Genomic DNA, 16,379 nt, shown 5'->3' with positions numbered 1-16,379 from the left:
CCAAACACACCGACGGGAGGCACAAACACGGCGGTTAGGTGGGGACCTCCAGGAGGTCGGGGCCGTTGTCGCGGGTGACCTGGAAGCGGGCGATCTGGGACTGGTCGATGCCGACGCCGCCCTCGACCTTGAGCGGGAGCGGCGATCCGGGGACGCCGAAGCCGCTGGCCGGGACGTGCCAGGTGGTGACCACCTGGCTGAAGCCGGTGCGGGAGACCGCCACCAGTTGGCACTGCAGCGGGCCGGTGATCCCGCGCAGCTCGAGGTAGACCTTGGTGCCCCAGGGCTCGTCCTGGATGGTGATGGTCGCCGAGATCCCGTTGGCCGCGTTGCTCCCGCTGATCGAGTGGGCGCCGGCCACCGTGGGCGCGGTGGTCGTCGGGTCGTCGGTCGTGGGGATCCTGGGCGACGGCGAGCTCAACGACGAGTCGGGGGCGGCCGTCTGGCCCTCGGTTCCGTTGGGCAGCAACACGACCAGCGGCACGGCGACGATCAGCACCGCGGCCGCGGCGGCGGCCAGCCAGGTCGCCGTGCGCTGGCGGCGCCGGGCCGCGGTGATCCGGTCGAGCAGCACGCCGAGCGGCGGGCCACCGTCCACTGCGGACGGCGGGGCCGGCCCGGTCCGCTCGAGCGGGGTCGGTTTGAGCTGATCGAGCAGCACCGGGAGATCCGACAGCTCGCGGTACTCCGCACGGCACTGCTGGCACCGGGTGAGGTGCTGCGCGAAGGCGGCCTCATCCGGCTGGTCGAGTATGCCGAGCACGTACGCCGCGACGTCATGGTGCTGGGGTGCGGACATCGTTGATCACTCCCCATCCCGAAGCACGCGACGCAGTGCGCGAAGCGCGTAGTACACCCGGGACTTGACCGTACCGGGTGGAATGCCGAGAACCACGGCGGCCTCGTTGACCGTCCTGCCCTTCAGGTACGTCTCCTCGACCGCCTCCCGGTGCTCGGCGCGCAGGCCCTGCAGGGCGTCGGCGACGACCATGGCGGACAACGACTGCTCCGATCGGTCCGGAATCGGTACCACCTCGAGCGGGGCGAGATCGACCTCGCGCGGACGGGCGCTGTGGCTGCGCCGGCCGTCGATGACGATCCGGCGGGCCACGGTGAACAGCCAGGCGCGGAGCATGCCGGGCTCCCGATCGAGACGATCGGCATTGCGCCAGGCGCGGACCAGGGTCTCCTGCACCACGTCCTCGGCCCACTGGCGGTCGTTTCCGGTCAACCGCAGCACATGCCCGAACAGCATGCCGCCGAACTCGCGGTAGAGCATCCTGACCAGCGCCTCGTCACGATCCGGGACGCTGTCCGCGTCGGCAAGCCCCACTCGGGTGCTCTGACGCCGACTCAAGGCATCACCTCACAGGCTCGCTCACGGCGAGACATCATGGACCCCTCAACGCCGGAAAGTCGAGTGATCCAGGTCACACTCCCATCATGGGCGTAATTGAACCGTGACCCATCCGATTCCGTATCTGCTGGTGATCGCACGTGCTGGTGTCCCGTGGAATCTCCTTGCACAGAAGGGAAATCTCATGAAGACTCCGCTGCGCCCGCGCACCGCGCTCCACTGCGCCAGGTAGTCCACAGTGGAGAGAGCTGTTCTCGGTCGGGTCCCGGTGGCGCTGCTTCTGCTGCTCGTCCCGGTGTCCATCGTGATCTTCGGTGTCGTGGCTCCGGCGCTGGCGAGCCAGCCAGCCGCCGCCCCGCTCACCGAGTCCGACCGGAAGCTGCTCATCGCGGTGCGGCAGGCGGGCCTGTGGGAGATCCCGGCCGGTCAGCAGGCCCAGCGGCAGGCCGACTCGCAGATCGTCAAGGATGTCGGGGCCGAGATCGCCAAGCAGCACACGCAACTCGACGAGGACGTCCGCGCGGTCGCCGAGCAGCTCGGCGTGGCGCTGCCCGACCAGCCCAACGAGGATCAGCAGAAGTGGCTGGCGGAGCTGGACTCCAAGTCCGGTCCGGAGTTCGACCGGTCGTACGCCCAGCTGCTGCGCGCCGCGCACGGCAAGGTGTTCGCGGTCGTCGCCCAGGTCCGGGCCGGCACCCGCAACGAGGTGATCCGCGAGTTCGCCTCCGAGGTCAACGACGTCGTCAAGGGTCACATGATCCTGTTGGAGAGCACCGGGCAGGTGGACTTCAACGCGTTGCCGGAACCGGCGCTGCCGGGCTCGGCACCGCAGCACGGCGTCACCAACGCCAGCGCCCAGACCGGCACGGGCGTGGACCCGAGACTCGTGGTGGCCATCGTTCTCGGAGAGGCCGCGGTGACCGTCGGCCTGCTCCGGCTGTTCCGCTCGCGCTGACGCGATCCCGTCAACCAACGCAGATGTACTTCAACAACAAGTGAGGTTCACCCATGCCACGACATCAGATGCCGACACGCACCAAGCGGCGGTTGATCGCCGCCACGATGGCGGCGGTGGCACTGATCGGCACCGCCGTTGGCGTCGGCATATACGGCAGCGCCAGCGCCCGCGGCGGCGGGCCCGCGAGCTTGCAGTGCCTGCCAGACGCACCGCCACCCGCAACCCAGACCACGTCGTCCACTCAGACCTCGACATCCGAGACGGCACCGCCCTCCGAGTCCGAGACGGCGCCCCCGTCGTCGTCGGAGAGCGCTCCGCCCGCCGAGGAACCACCGGCTGAGCAGCCGCCGGCCGAGCAACAGCCGCCGGCCGAGCAGCCGCCCGCGGAGCAGCCCCAGGCCGAGCAGCCGGCCGAGGAAGGCGTTCCCGAGGTCCAGGGCATGCGGCTGAACCGACCCCGGCCCGCGCAGCCACAGCAGCCCGAGCAGCCGCAGGAGGACCCCGCGCCGAGCGACGAGGCGGGCCCCTCCGCGCCGAACACCCCGCCGGCGCCGGCGCCGGGTGACACCGAGCAGGAGTTCGAGAACCCGGAGTGCCTCAACCAGGAGATCGGGCCGTTCGCCACGGACTTCATCAGCATCTTCCGGGTCGCCCCGCAGCGCCTTGACGCGCGGCCGGGCCGCAACGCCTCCCGCGGCACGTTCACCTCGCGGTGCGGCACCGGCACCGACAGCCAACGGGACTCGTCCAACTTCATCGTCTCGCCGGGCGTCGCCAACGGCGCCGAGCACACGCACGACTACCTCGGCAACACGGCCGCCGGCGCCAACGCGAACAACGACAGCCTGGCCGCCGCCGGAACCACGTGCGCCAACCGCGAGGACCTGTCGGCCTACTTCTTCCCGGTCGTCCGGGTTCGGGAGGCCAACGGCGGCGGCACGCCGGACGCGACCAACGCGCACAACCTCGGCACCATCCTCAAGGCGCGCTCGGTGGACATCACCTTCCGCGGCAACGCGCAGGGCGACGTCGTGGCGATGCCGCGGTTCCTCCGGGTGCTCACCGGCAACGCCAAGACCACCATCCAGGGCGGTGTCAACCAGAACGCGAAGTGGACCTGCACCGGCTTCCGGGACCGGATCACCCCCAAGTACCCGATCTGCCCGCGGGGCAGTCAGGTCCAGCAGATCTCGGACTTCCCCGGCTGCTGGGACGGCCAGAACATCGACAGCGCCAACCACCGCACGCACGTGGCGTTCGCCGACCGCAACGGCGCCTGCCCGGCGGGCTTCCAGGCGATCCCGCAGCTGCGGATGACCATCACCTGGGACGTCCCCAGGGGTCGGGTGTTCGCCGTGGACTCCTTCCCGCAGGTCCTGCACGCACCGGAGACGTTCCACAACGACTTCGTCAACGTGATGTCCGAAGCGCTGATGAACCGGGTGGTGCGCTGCATCAACAGCGACCGGCGCTGCTAGCTCCCGCAGTTCCGGTAGGGGCCGGGCGGGCTGGAGCTGCCCCAGCTCGCCCGGCGCAACCCTGATTCGACCGAATCGGAGGCACGAGTGCTGTACCAACTGGCGCAGGGCGCGGCCGACCCCGGCCACGACGCCGGCATCCGCGAGCTGGCCGCCCTGTCCGCCCGGCTGGCCTACGCGATGATGTGCCTCACGCTGTGCTGGGGGATCCTCACCAGCCTCGGCTGGGTCAACCGGATCACCGGCCGGCAGGCGGTGCGCAACGGGCACATGATGCTGGCCACGCTGACCCTGGCGTTCGCCGGCGTCCACGGCGTCGCCTTCCTGCTGCTGCGGAACAATCCGTGGACGCTGACGCAGCTGCTCATGCCGTTCCACCCCGGTGGCCAGCTGCGCTACACGATGGGCATCCTGGCGTTCGAGGGGATGCTCGCGGCCGCCGTCGCCATCGGCCTGAAGCGGTGGATGACCTACCGGCGGTGGCTGGGCATCCACCGCCTCACCTACCCGGCGTTCATGCTGGGCGTCGGCCACGCCTTCCTTGCAGCGATGGCCAACGGCAGCCTGGCCACCCTGTGGCTGGCCGGAATCACGCTGCTGGTCCCCGCCGTCACGCTCGCCATCATTCGCTTCGTGCCAGCAAAGGCGCTGGCCACCACCGGCCTGCTCGAGGACGTGCCGTGAACCGAACAACGACGAATCGGCGGGGTGTCCGGCGGCACCAGCTCAGCGTGAACAACGACCGCTGCCGCCGCTACGGCACCTGCGAGGCCGAGGCTCCCCAGCTGTTCCGGCTCATGGCCACCGGCGAGCTGTTCTACCGCCGGTCGGTGGCCGAGGAGGAGCTCGAGGGGGCCAAGGCGGCCGCCAGGTGCTGCCCCATGCTCGCCATCCGTTTGGAGGAACGGTAATTGAGCGACGACAAGCGCGAGCGAATCGTCATCGTCGGAACCGGCGCGGCCGGGCTGCGCGCCGGCGAACGGCTGCGCGAGCTCGGCTTCGACGGCGAGCTGATCATGGTCAGCGAGGAGCCCTACCGCCCGTACCACCGGCCGGCGCTGTCCAAGCAGCTGCTCACCGGTTCCGTCCGGCCGCGCGACATCGTGCTGCCCGTGCACACCGAGCTGGACGCGGTCTGGCGGTACGCCACCCGCGCCACCAAGCTGGACACCGATGAGCGGGTCGTGCACCTGCCCGGCGGCGAGGAGATCCGGTACGACGGCCTGATCATCGCGACCGGCGTGCAGGCTCGGCACCTGGCCGGCGCGCCGCGGCACGACCCGCGGGTGCAGGTGCTGCGCACGGTGGCCGACGCGGTCGCCGTGCAGCGGGCCATCGCGCACAGCAAGGGCGCCGTCGCGGTGATCGGCGGCGGCTTCGTCGGCTGCGAGCTGGCCTCGGCCGCGCGCGAGATGGGCCGGGACGCGACGATCATCACCCGCGAGCGGGAGCTGCTGGACAAGGTTCCCGGCCCGGCCGTCAGCGAGATGGTCACCGGCCTGCACCGCTCGCACGGCGTGCAGCTGATCACCCAGGCGTCGGTGAAGCACTGGGTCCCGACGCGCGACGGCATGGCCCTGCACCTGTCCACCGGGCAGGTGGTCCTGGCCGCGGTGGTCGTGCTCGGCGTCGGCGGGGTGCCCGCGGTGGACTGGCTGCGCGGCTCCGGCCTGATCCTCGACGACGGGATCATGTGCGGCCCCACCTGCCACGCGGTCGGCGCCACCGACGTCGTGGTGGCCGGGGACGTCGCCCGCTGGCCGAACCTGCGCTTCGACACCATGCCGCGCCGCATCGAGCACTGGCTCAACGCCATCGAGATGGGCCGGGCCGCCGCGGAGAACCTGTTGGTGGGTCAGGCGAACGCCCGTCCGTACACCCCGCTCCCCCGGTTCTGGTCCGACCAGCACGGCGTCCGCATCCAGGCCGCCGGCATCCCCGCGCTGGCCCAGGACACCGTGCCGCTGGCCGGATCCGTCATGGTCGGCCACCGGGTCACCGGCTACGTCAGCGAGGGCTCCCTGGTCGGCGTGATCTCCTGGGACAGCCCGCGCGGCATGCTCCGCTGGAGCGCCGAGCTGGACCGCCAGTCGACCGCCGCCATGGAGCGCCGCAAGGCCGTCCGCACCACGTCCACCCCGGTCTCCACCCCCGCTCCCGCTCCCCGCCCCGCTCCCCCCGCCGGCCCCCCGACGATCGCCATCCCGGCGGTGGATCTGTCGGATCTCTGGAAAACCCGGGCGATCCCGGCCATCCGCCTGGCCGGCAGCCGCCCCGCGCTGCCCCCACAGCGCCCGCACACCGAGCACCCGTCCTTGCCGTCGATGGCGCCGGTCGCGCGGAACACCGGCCACACCCCGGCCTCGCCGCCCCGCCCCGCCGAGCACCCGTCGTTCCCCTCATTGACGCCGGTGTCCCGGAACAACGGCACCCCGGCGCCGGCCACCGACTTCCGCCCCACCCCGCCCTCGCTGGAGTCCCGGTTCGCCGAGCTCCCACCGATCCGCCCGATGCCACCGGCCTCGCGGACCAACGGCCACGCCCCCGTCCCGCCACCCTCCCGGCCCACCGAGCACCCGTCGTTCCCGTCGATGCCACCGGTGACGCGGACCAACGGAACCCCGCCGGCGTCTCGGCCCACCGAGCACCCGTCATTCCCATCCCCACCGGCCTCGCGGACCAACGGCCGCACTCCGGTCCCGCCGTCCCGGCCCACCGAGCATCCCTCGTTCCCGTCGATGCCGCCGGTGACGCGGACCAACGGAAGCCCGCCGGCGTCTCGGCCCACCGAGCACCCTTCGTTCCCATCCATGGCACCGGTGTCGCGGACCAACGGAACCCCGCCGGCGTCTCGGCCCACCGCGCATCCCTCGTTCCCGTCCATGCCACCGGTGTCCCGGACCAATGGGCGCGCCCCGGTACCGCCACCCTCCCGGCCCACCGAGCACCCGTCATTCCCATCGATGCCACCGGTGTCCCGGATCAACGGAACCCCGCCGGCTCCCCGGCCCACCGAGCACCCGTCATTCCCATCCCCACCGGCCTCGCGGACCAACGGCCGCACTCCGGTCCCGCCGTCCCGGCCCACCGAGCATCCCTCGTTCCCATCCATGCCACCGGTGTCGCGGACCAACGACCATCCGGTGACGGCGCCGATGTCCCGGATCACCGATCACCAACCGACGCCACCATCCACAACCAACGGCCGCACATCAAAGCCACCGGCGTCACGGCCACCGGCATCACGGACCAATGGCCGCGCACCGAGGCCACCGGCGTCCCGGCACAACGGCGACCTGGCGATCCCGGCGATGTCCCAGCTCACCGGCCAGCTTCCGACGACGCCACCGGAGTCCCCCACCAACGGCCGGACACCGAGGCCACCGGCGTCGCGAAGCAACGGCCGGGCGACGCCGCCTCCGCCGCGGAGCAACGACCGCACCCCGACCCCGCCGCGGTACACCGAGCATCCCTCGTTCCCGTCGATGGCGCCGGTCTCGCCGCCCTACGAGCAGCACCCGTCGTTCCCGCCCATGGCGTCGATCCCGCCGCCGTCGAAGTACCTGGAGCATCCGTCCCTGCCCTCGATGAGGCCGGTCCCGAGGTACACGGAGCACCCGTCGTTCCCGTCGATGGCGCCGGTGTCGCGGGCGTCCGACCCGCGGTTCGACGAGCTGTTCGTGCGCGACGCCGATCTTCCCGGGATGCGGGTGCCGGACCTGCCCCCCATAGACCTGCGTGCCGTGATCCGCTAGCTCACCCGACATCGCCCGCGGATCACGGCAACAGGGTGCGGGTACGGCGGCGGCCCGACACCGCCGCCGCACCCGTTGACGTCGCGGCCCTACGAGGGGTGGGCCGGGGCGGCACGGAGATTGGTCAGGCCGCGCAGGACACGCTCGAGCAGCTCCATGTCCGGCCGGTCGCCGTCGAGCTTGCGGTTGCGGTGCACCTCGATGAGGCCGAGGCTGGCCATGTCCCCGAGCAGCACGCGCACCACGCCCAGCGGCAACGACAGCAGCGCGCTGACCTCGGCGACCGACTTGGAATGGTGGCACAGCCGCGCCACCGACTGATGCTCGGTGCGCAGCGTGTCGATCAGCTCCAACGCGCGCGGGCTGGTCGACACCAGCGTCTCGATCTCCAGCTGGAAGTCCGACCGGGTGCGGCCACCGGTCCAGGCGTAGGCGCGGACGCTGGCCGCGTTCTCCTCGAGCGGCCCGTCATCGGGCTGCGCGGCGTGCCGGCGGGTGGGACGGGCCGGCTGCGGCTCGGACCTGGGGTGCCGGTCGCGGGCCCGCCGGCCGGCGAGGGTCAGGCCGTTGAGCACGTCGGCGAAGGTCTGCTCGGCGGGCGGAACCTCGTCGTCGGTGCTCATCACGGGATCACCTCTGGCCCAATTATCCGGCGACCAGCGCCGCCCGCAGCTGCGGGGTCAGGATCTGACCGACCTGGTCGACCAGCACGGTCATCTCGTACGCCACCTGCGAGATGTCGCAGTCGCGTACGGCCAGCACGGCAAGGCAGGATCCGTCCCGAATGGACATCAGCAGCAGCACGCCCTGGTCCATCTCGACGATGCAGCGCAGCACCTTCTCGGCGCCGAGCACCCGGGCCGCGCCCAGGTTGAGGCTCACCACGCCGGCGGCGATGGCGGCCATCTGCTCGGCCCGGTCCACCGGCAGCCGCGCGGACGCGGTGAGCAGCAGCCCGTCGACCGAGATCACGACCGCGTGCGCCACCCCGGGCACGTTCTCCGCGAAGTTGTTGACCAGCCAGCCGAACTGCCCAACCGGTTGCGCTCCACCAGGAGTCTGGGGCGAGGTCATGGATTCGGCTCCCCCTTGCTGTTCTCGCTCTGGCGGATGCCCGCCTGGAAGTTGCTCAGGAACCCGCGCGCCCTTGCCGGGTCCCTGGTCGGGGCGGGCGGTGGCGGGGCGGGAGCGGGCACTCCGCGCGACGGGTTGCCGAGCAGCTGGGCCTGCGGCACCCGCTTGGGCAACCCGTCCGGCCCCTTGGCGTGCGCCGCCGCCGGCGGTGGCGGACCCTGCGGCCCGGCCGGCCGCGCAGGGCCGCTCGACCCGCGGGCGGCGGCCCGGTCGCCGAGCCAGGTGAACTGACCAGGCCCGGATTTCGCGCCGTTGTCCTCCACCGGTGTGCGCGCGGCGAACAGGATCGACGCAGGCGAGGTGGCGGCCGGCAGGTCCGGCAGCTGCACGACGATCCCGGCCAGCTGCAGGCGTCCGGTCACCCCGCCGGACCGGGCCGGCGCGGCGTCGACCACGGCGGCCGCGCCGTCGGCCCTCGCGGCCGCGCCCGGGGTCGCGAGCACCGGCACCGGCTGCGTCTCGGACAGGTCCATCGCCACCAGCTCGCGCCGGACGTGCACCGTCGCGCGCAGGCCGTGCTCGTCGTCGTCGCGGTTGCTCAGCCGCACCTGGATGCCGTGCCGGTTGGCCAGGCTGCCGACCACGAACAGGCCCATCTGCCGGGAGATCGGCACGTCCACGCCGCCGCCCACGGCCACCCGCTGGTTGGCCTCGTGCAGCTCCGCCTCGCCCATCCCGATGCCCTGGTCGACGATGTCGATCCGGACCGAGCCGTCCTCGTTGAGCTGGCTGGTGATGACCACCTGGGTGGTCGGCGGGGAGAACGCGGTGGCGTTCTCGACGAGCTCGGCGACCAGCCGGATCAGGTCGCTGGCGGCGTATCCGACGATCCGCGACAGCGGCGCGGACCGCACGACCGCGCGCTGGTAGTGCTCGATCTCGGAGACCGCGGCGCGCAGCACGTCCGGCAGCGGCACCGGCTCGCTGGCGCGGCGGCCGAGGTCGATGCCGGACAGCACCATCAGGTTCTCGTTGTTGCGCCGCATGCGGGTGGCCAGGTGGTCCAGCTTGAACAGGTTGGCCAGCTGGTCGGGATCGTTCTCCTTCTGCTCGAGCTGCTCCATCAGCTTGAGCTGGCGCTCCACCAGACCCTGGCTGCGGCGCGACAGGTTCACGAAGATGTTGCTCAGGTTGTTGCGCAGGCTGGCCTCCTCGGCAGCCGAGCGCACCGCCTGGCCGTTGACCGCGTCGAACGCGCGGGCCAGCTGGCCGAACTCCTCGGTCGTGTGCAGCGGGACCGGCTCGATGGCCACCTTCGCGGCCTCGCCCGCGCGGATGCTGGCCACCGCCGCGGGCAGCCGGGTGTGCGCCACCTCGAGCGCGGTGCGCCGGAGCACCCCGACCGAGCGCAGCAGGTACCGGCCGAGCACGCCACCGATGCCGAGCACCAGCAGCAGCATCACGACCACCAGCACCGACTGGGTGCCGGCGCGGTTGCTGACGCTGCTCTGCAGCGCCGTCGACGCCGTCTGCAGCTCGGCGGCCGTGGTGCGCAGCACGTTGGTCATCAGGATGGTCGTGGAGTCCGACACGGAGTTCCACTCGGACTCGCTGAACGGCATCGCGATCGTGCCCGAGGCCCTTGCGGCCAGCGCCAGCGTCCGCCGGCTGGTCACGTCCGGACCGGTGACCGTCGTCTCGTAGTACTGCCACAGGTGCGGCGGCGCCAGCGCCCGCCCCTCGGTGAGCTTGTCGTCGAGCCGGATGCCCGCCTCGATGAGCATGTCGCGCTCGGTGTCGGTCAGCGCGCCGCGGCGCAGGCCGGCGAGCCCGACCGCCTGCTGCAGGCTGACCTGCTCGCGCGCCACCTGCAGGTCGTAGAGCGCCGCGGAGATCCCGCTGAGCTCCCGGTCTGGGAACTGGCCCACCAGCGTCCGGTCGAACTCCAGCAGGGCGTTGGTGACCGCGTTGTAGCCGCCGAGCACGACGAGCGCGTCCGCGCCCGCGGTCACGTCGCCGCGGATGGTCCGCAGCGAGGACAGCGCCCCGGTCAGCTCGCGGTACCCGCGGGCGGCGGCCTCGCCGAGATCCGGCGCGATCCGGGCGCGCTCCTGCCAGTCCCGGGTGATCACGTCGGTCTCGTCGATCTGGAGCTTGAACGTCGGCGAGCCGCCGGCGGGCTGCTGCACGGCGAACTTGCGCTCGCGCTGGATGACCGACAGCACCTCGACCAGGCCGCCGCGCAGCGTCGCCAGCCGCTCGACGTCCGCATAGGACCGGGCCAGCTCGACGTCGGCCTTGACCCGGAGCACGCCGAGCACCATGGCGGCCACGACCGGGACCACCAGCACCATGCCCAACTTCACCAGCAGCGGCCAGTTGCGCCACTGCACCGCCGCAGCCCACCAGGCCCGGCGTCGGCCGGGTGGGACGGAGGCGCCGTCCTCTACCGAGCTCACGAGATACGCCTCACGAGATCTCCTCCCGGACATGGCGGGGCCCCGCGAATTATGCCGGTTAACTTAAGGATGCGGCCACGCTGTGTTCAAGTATCGATTAAGCCACGACGCGTGCACGCTGCGTTGTCGACATCTGGACAGGACCTGGCCAACTGGACACAAAGCCATCCGGTCAGCCTCACACGTGGGCGGTCCTTGACTGCGCCGACACGCCGGTTACGCTCGTGCTCCAGCGCGGCCGGACCGCCTGCCCGGCGCCGTGGAAAATCATCGCGGAAGGAAGCTGGATGGCCACACTATCGTCCTTTACGCGAATTCCGGAGGGCGAGCAATACACCGCTTTCCAACCCGGCCCGGACGATTCCGGGCGGACCGCCGAAGCCGGTCCGGACTACGCGGCGATCCGGCGGAGCCCGGAGTTTCTGGCCATTCGCCGCCGCCTGACGCGGTTCATATTCCCCATGGTGGCGGTGTTCTTCTGCTGGTACATGACGTACGTGCTGCTGGCCGCGTACGCGCACGGGCTGATGAGCCACCGGGTGGTGGGCAGCGTGACGGTGGGGCTGCTGCTCGGGCTGTCCCAGTTCGTCACCACCGTGCTCATCATGTTGGCGTACGTGCGATTCGCCAGGAAGAAGGTCGACCCACAGGTCGCGGCGCTGCGTGAGCGGACGGGTGCCGGACGATCATGACCATCGCCCAGGCCGCGCCGGTCGCCGGCGAGCCCGCCCTCAACGTCAGCATCTTCCTGGTGATCGTCGCCGTCACCCTGTTCGTCGTATACCGGGTGAGCAGCCGAAACGCCACCGCCGCCGATTACTACGCCGCGGGCGGCGCCTTCACCGGCATGCAGAACGGCGTCGCCCTGTCCGGCGACTACCTGTCCGCGGCCTCGTTTCTCGGAATCGCCGGCGCGATCGCGGTGCAGGGTTATGACGGCTTCCTGTACTCCATCGGATTCCTGGTCGCCTGGCTCATCCCGCTGCTGCTGCTCGCCGAGCGGTTCCGCAACACCGGCCGGTTCACCATGGGCGACGTGGTCAGCTTCCGGATGCGGCAGCGCCCGGTGCGGGCCGCCGCGGCCAACGCCACCCTGGTGATCTCCGCGTTCTACATGCTGGCCCAGATGGCCGGCGCCGGGGCGCTGGTGGCGCTGCTGCTCAACGTGCACTCCTCCGGCGGCCAGGCGTTGGTGATCGCGGTGGTCGGGGCGATCATGATCTTCTACGTGCTGGTCGGGGGCATGCGGGGCACCACCTGGGTGCAGATCATCAAGGCCAGCCTGCTGCTCAGCTGCGTGCTGCTGATCAGCGTGTTCCTGCTCGGCAAGTTCGGTTTCAGCCTGTCGGCCCTGTTCGACAAGGCCGCCGCCAACAGCTCCCTCGGCGGCGCCCTGCTCGACCCCGGCGCCCGCTACGGCCGCACCGACACCACCAAGCTCGACTTCATCTCGCTGTCGCTGGCCCTCGTCCTCGGCGCGGGCGCCCTGCCCCACGTCCTGATGCGCTTCTACACCGTGCCCGACGCCTACCAGGCCCGCCGCTCGGTCGTCTCGGCCACCTGGGCCATGGTCCTGTTCTACCTGGCCACCTTGATCATCGGCTACGGCGCCGCCGCCATCGTCGGCACCCCCGCCATCCTCGCCGCGCCGGGCGCCGAAAACTCCGCCGCCCCCCTGCTGGCCTTCGCCATCGGCGGCACCATCCTGCTGGCCGTCGTCGCCGCCGTCGCCTTCACCACCATCCTCGCCGTCATCGCCGGCCTCACCCTGACCGCCTCGGCCTCCTTCGCCCACGACGTCTACGCCAACGTCTTGAAGCACGGCCACCCCCGCCCCGGCGCCGAAGTCCGCGTCGCCCGGCTCACCGCCCTGGTCATCGGCTGCCTGGCCATCGTCGGCGGCATCCTGGCCATCGACCAGAACGTCGCCTTCCTGGTCGCCCTGGCCTTCGCCATCGCCGCCTCGGCCAACCTGCCCACCATCCTCTACACGCTGTTCTGGCGCCGCTTCAACACCACCGGCACCCTGTTCTCCATCTACGGCGGCCTCGGCTCCTGCCTGCTACTGATCATCTTCTCGCCCGTCTTCTCCGGCTCACCCACCTCCATCATCAAGAACGTCGACTTCCACCTCTTCCCCCTCAGCAACCCCGGCATCGTCTCGATCCCGCTGTCCTTCCTCCTCGGCATCGCCGGCACCTACCTCGGCAAGGACGACCCCGACCCGCAGCGCACCGACGAGCTCGAGGTCCGCTCCATCACCGGAATCGGCACCACCTGACCCGAACCCGGCCGGTGCGCGGATCGCCGGGTGGTCAGCCCGCGGTGCGCGACGCCTCCCACAGGTCGATGCCGGAATCCACCGCGTACCGGTCGATCTCCGACAGCTCCTCGTCGGTGAACGGCGGGCCGTCAAGGGCCGCCAGGTTGGTCTCGAGCTGGTCGACCGAGCTGGCGCCGATCAGGGCGGACGTGACCCGCTCGTCGCGCAGCACCCAGGAGATCGCCAGCTGGGCCAGGGACTGGTCGCGCCGCTTGGCGATCTCGGCGAGGGCGCGCACCCTGGTCAGGTTCGCGTCGGACAGCATGCCGGCCGACAGCGAGGATCCGCGGCTGGCCCGGGATCCGGCCGGCACGCCGTGCAGGTAGCGGTCGGTGAGCAGGCCCTGGCCCAGCGGCGAGAACGCAATGCACCCGGCGCCCAGCTCGGCCAGCGTGTCCAGCAGCTCGGGCTCGATCCAGCGGTTGAGCATCGAGTACGACGGCTGGTGGATCAGCAGCGGCACGCCGGCCTGGCGGAGCAGCTCGGCCGCCTGCCTTGTCGCCGCCGGCGAGTACGACGAGATCCCGACGTACAGCGCCTTTCCCTGCTGGACGGCGGTGACCAGCGCGCCCATCGTCTCCTCGAGCGGGGTGTCCGGATCGAACCGGTGCGAGTAGAAGATGTCGACGTAGTCCAGCCCCATCCGGGTCAGCGACTGGTCGAGCGACGCCAGCAGGTACTTGCGCGAGCCCCACTCGCCGTACGGGCCCGGCCACATGTCGTATCCGGCCTTGGTGGAGATGATCAGCTCGTCCCGGTACGGCCTCAGGTCGTCGGCCATGGCCCGACCGAAGTTCGTCTCCGCCGATCCGTACGGCGGTCCGTAGTTGTTGGCCAGATCGAAATGCGTCACCCCGAGGTCGAACGCCCGCCGCAGGATCGACCGCCCCAGCTCGTACGGCCGATCCGCGCCGAAGTTGTGCCACAGCCCGAGCGAAACCGCGGGCAGCTTCAACCCGCTGCGCCCGCAGCGGCGGTACACCATCGTCCCGTACCGCGCCTCGTCGGCCAGATACGCCATAGCCTCCCCAACCGAAGGTCACCTCGACACAGGTCGCACTCATTCTGTCCCAACCGGGCGAAGGCCACCGTCGCACCTGAGGTCTCAGGTTGCGGTCACCCTCATTCGGGCCGACACCCGCCACCAGGTCACCATCAGCACCGCGGTGAGGCACAGCACGAACGGCAGCAGCGTGCCCAGGCCGGCACTCTCGGCGAGCGTGCCGGCCAGCCACGGAAACAACGCACCGCCGATCACGCTGACACCGACCAGCAGCCCGATCCCCGTCGGCACCAGCCGCCCCGGCGCCATGCTCGGCAACACCGCCACGGTGAGCGGGTAGAGCGGGCCAAGCGCCACGCCGAGCACCACCAGCCCGGCCGCCGCCGCGACCGCGCCCGGCACCAGCCACACGACCAGACCGGCCCCGACCACGACCGCGAGGCACCCACGCACCAGGGCGACCGGCCCGACCCCGAACCGCTCGGCCAGCGGGCTGAGCACGAAGCGCCCCGCGGTGAACCCGAACCAGTACCCGCTGACCACCCAGCCGGCCAGCAGCGCACCCAGCGCGCGGTCCTCGACCAGCAGGCTGTACGTCCAGTTGCCAAGCCCGATCTCGACGCCGACGTACACCGCGAGGAACAGCCCGCACAGCTGCACGGCCCGGTGGCGCACCGCCCCGCCGAAGATCGGCGTCCGGTCGCCGGGGTCCGGCTCGGCTTCTCCGCTCGGCGACCGGGCCGGATACCGCACCGCGAACCCGACGATCAGCGGCACGCTCGCCGCCGCGAGCACCAGGTACGCCGCGCCCCAGGACAGGCCGGCGTCCAGCAGCCCGGCCGCCAGCACCGGCCCGACCAGCGCCCCGACCCCGTAGAACGCATGCAGCAGGTTGAGCAGCACGGTCGGCCGGGCAGCGCGGCAAGGTACGAGTTGAGCCCGGAGTCGATGATGCCGCCGCCGAACCCGGACACGACGGTCACGCCCAGCAGCCCGCCGAACCCCGGCTGCAGCCCGGCCCCCAGCGCCGTCACCCCGAAGCTCGCCGCACCCAGCACCAACTCGCCGCGCACCCCCAGCCGGCGCAGCAGCCACCCGTTGGTCGCCCCCGCCAGCAGGTAACCCGCCGAGAAGGCGAAGAACAGCAACCCGATCACCGACTTGTCGATCCGGTAAAAATCGATCTGCGCCGGCAGCAGCACCCCCGCCGCCCCACCCCCGAGTCCAATCACGACAAACCCCGCAAACGCCAGGCCCACCTCGACCCGCTGCCGGCCCATCCGCGGCCCCTCCCATTGGTGACGATCCCCGCAGCACGGTATCCACGGCTCAGGGGCTCGGTACAACATCATTTCCGCACGCCGCTCAGGATCGCGCCGGCCCGAGCCGGCGGGGCCGGTGTCCGGATCGGGTGCGGAAACGGGCGCCGCGCCGCGCCCTCCACGCCGACCACCACCAACACACCGCAGCCGCTTGACATAGAAGCTTCGCTGCGCGCGCAGGCGCGCGGCGCGGCCCCCCGGTTCGCGCGCGATCTTGCCCGCGGCTTGCCGGCTCGTCCCTCGCCCTAGCGCGGCCCCTAGCGCGGCGCGACACCGGGGCGAACTCGAACCATGAGAGACGACGTCTGCGCCCACCGTCGACCACGGTGACCGCCATGCCCGGCCGGTTTAGTCCGACATCGACGAGGACCCAGTCGGCGCGATTCGCCGGGAGGTCGAGGAGGAGACCGGCTATCGGATGTCCACTGTAGAGCCACTGACCGCGTGCATCCCATGGCCGGTACCACTTCCCAACGCTATCAACTGTTCCTGGCCTCGGAGGCGTGGAGTGGGTCTCGCCGGCGCAGGTGCGGGATCTCCTGATCGATGGCGGGGTGTCGGACGGGGCCTCGCTGGCCGCGCTGGCGTTCTATCTTGCGACTCGGTCATGCGGTCGCGAGATCGGGTGCGAAACGACGGCTGTGCCGCGC

General features: G+C 71.4%; 16 protein-coding genes. 8 read left to right on the top strand and 8 right to left on the bottom strand.

Annotated features, from left to right (window positions below):
• Window positions 1-34 precede the first annotated feature (34 nt).
• Both VGX25_RS29645 and VGX25_RS29640 read right to left on the bottom strand, forming a co-directional pair.
• Window positions 35-799, bottom strand: a complete 765-nt coding sequence (locus VGX25_RS29645) for a zf-HC2 domain-containing protein (protein ID WP_326921232.1) — start codon at window positions 797-799, stop codon at window positions 35-37.
• A 6-nt stretch (window positions 800-805) separates the two neighbouring features.
• Window positions 806-1,357 (bottom strand): sigma-70 family RNA polymerase sigma factor, encoded by a 552-nt coding sequence (locus tag VGX25_RS29640; protein ID WP_414636025.1) that lies wholly within the window; start codon window positions 1,355-1,357, stop codon window positions 806-808.
• Window positions 1,358-1,625: 268 nt separating this feature from the next.
• Between VGX25_RS29640 and VGX25_RS29635 the strand changes: the two genes are divergently transcribed.
• The 5 genes from VGX25_RS29635 to VGX25_RS29615 all read left to right on the top strand — a co-directional run bounded on the left by VGX25_RS29635 (window position 1,626) and on the right by VGX25_RS29615 (window position 7,548).
• Window positions 1,626-2,312: a DUF4142 domain-containing protein gene (locus VGX25_RS29635; RefSeq protein ID WP_326921231.1), complete on the top strand. Its 687-nt coding sequence runs from the start codon at window positions 1,626-1,628 to the stop codon at window positions 2,310-2,312.
• 53 nt (window positions 2,313-2,365) lie between these two features.
• Complete coding sequence (locus tag VGX25_RS29630) at window positions 2,366-3,793, top strand: DUF1996 domain-containing protein (protein ID WP_326921230.1); 1,428 nt, start codon at window positions 2,366-2,368, stop codon at window positions 3,791-3,793.
• Between the two features lie 87 nt (window positions 3,794-3,880).
• Window positions 3,881-4,477 carry a ferric reductase-like transmembrane domain-containing protein gene (locus VGX25_RS29625; protein ID WP_326921229.1) on the top strand — a complete coding sequence of 199 codons (597 nt, stop codon included), beginning with the start codon at window positions 3,881-3,883 and terminating at the stop codon, window positions 4,475-4,477.
• Window positions 4,474-4,704, top strand: a complete 231-nt coding sequence (locus VGX25_RS29620; protein ID WP_326921228.1) for a ferredoxin — start codon at window positions 4,474-4,476, stop codon at window positions 4,702-4,704. The genes VGX25_RS29625 and VGX25_RS29620 overlap by 4 nt, the downstream gene beginning before the upstream one ends.
• Entirely contained in the window at window positions 4,705-7,548 is a 2,844-nt protein-coding gene (locus VGX25_RS29615) for an NAD(P)/FAD-dependent oxidoreductase (RefSeq protein ID WP_326921227.1), read from the top strand. It begins immediately after the preceding gene.
• Window positions 7,549-7,637: 89 nt separating this feature from the next.
• Here the strand turns inward: VGX25_RS29615 and VGX25_RS29610 are convergent, their stop codons facing one another.
• Genes VGX25_RS29610 through VGX25_RS29600 form a run of 3 tightly spaced genes read right to left on the bottom strand, consistent with a single transcriptional unit; the run spans window position 7,638 to window position 11,081 of the window.
• On the bottom strand, window positions 7,638-8,171 hold the full coding sequence (locus VGX25_RS29610; protein WP_326921226.1) for a DUF742 domain-containing protein: 534 nt from the start codon (window positions 8,169-8,171) through the stop codon (window positions 7,638-7,640).
• A gap of 22 nt (window positions 8,172-8,193) precedes the next feature.
• Entirely contained in the window at window positions 8,194-8,622 is a 429-nt protein-coding gene (locus tag VGX25_RS29605) for a roadblock/LC7 domain-containing protein (protein WP_326921225.1), read from the bottom strand.
• Window positions 8,619-11,081, bottom strand: coding sequence for a nitrate- and nitrite sensing domain-containing protein (locus VGX25_RS29600; protein WP_326921224.1), 2,463 nt, complete (start codon window positions 11,079-11,081; stop codon window positions 8,619-8,621). The genes VGX25_RS29605 and VGX25_RS29600 overlap by 4 nt, the downstream gene beginning before the upstream one ends.
• A gap of 287 nt (window positions 11,082-11,368) precedes the next feature.
• On the opposite strand from VGX25_RS29600, the gene VGX25_RS29595 reads away from it, so the two are divergent.
• A complete protein-coding gene (locus VGX25_RS29595; protein WP_326921223.1) occupies window positions 11,369-11,773 on the top strand; it encodes a DUF485 domain-containing protein in 405 nt (134 codons plus the stop codon).
• Window positions 11,770-13,362, top strand: a complete 1,593-nt coding sequence (locus VGX25_RS29590; RefSeq protein ID WP_326921222.1) for a cation acetate symporter — start codon at window positions 11,770-11,772, stop codon at window positions 13,360-13,362. Before VGX25_RS29595 ends, VGX25_RS29590 begins: the two co-directional genes overlap by 4 nt.
• Before the next feature lie 34 nt (window positions 13,363-13,396).
• Here the strand turns inward: VGX25_RS29590 and mgrA are convergent, their stop codons facing one another.
• From mgrA to VGX25_RS29575, 3 genes are all read right to left on the bottom strand, one after another.
• Window positions 13,397-14,425 carry an L-glyceraldehyde 3-phosphate reductase gene (gene mgrA, locus VGX25_RS29585; RefSeq protein WP_326921221.1) on the bottom strand — a complete coding sequence of 343 codons (1,029 nt, stop codon included), beginning with the start codon at window positions 14,423-14,425 and terminating at the stop codon, window positions 13,397-13,399.
• Between the two features lie 84 nt (window positions 14,426-14,509).
• Window positions 14,510-15,040, bottom strand: a complete 531-nt coding sequence (locus tag VGX25_RS29580; RefSeq protein ID WP_326921233.1) for an MFS transporter — start codon at window positions 15,038-15,040, stop codon at window positions 14,510-14,512.
• A gap of 134 nt (window positions 15,041-15,174) precedes the next feature.
• The gene (locus tag VGX25_RS29575) at window positions 15,175-15,687 is read right to left on the bottom strand and encodes a hypothetical protein (RefSeq protein ID WP_326921220.1); all 513 of its coding nucleotides are present in this window, start codon (window positions 15,685-15,687) and stop codon (window positions 15,175-15,177) included.
• Window positions 15,688-16,087: 400 nt separating this feature from the next.
• Between VGX25_RS29575 and VGX25_RS35840 the strand changes: the two genes are divergently transcribed.
• Window positions 16,088-16,379, top strand: a 292-nt coding sequence (locus VGX25_RS35840; protein WP_414636027.1) for an NUDIX domain-containing protein, incomplete at its 3' end; no start/stop codon positions are given.

This window comes from Actinophytocola sp. (assembly GCF_035942955.1).
Classification (GTDB): Bacteria; Actinomycetota; Actinomycetes; order Mycobacteriales; family Pseudonocardiaceae; genus DASYTH01.
Note: the sequence above shows the minus strand (reverse complement) of the source record. Positions and strands in the feature narration are given on the sequence as shown.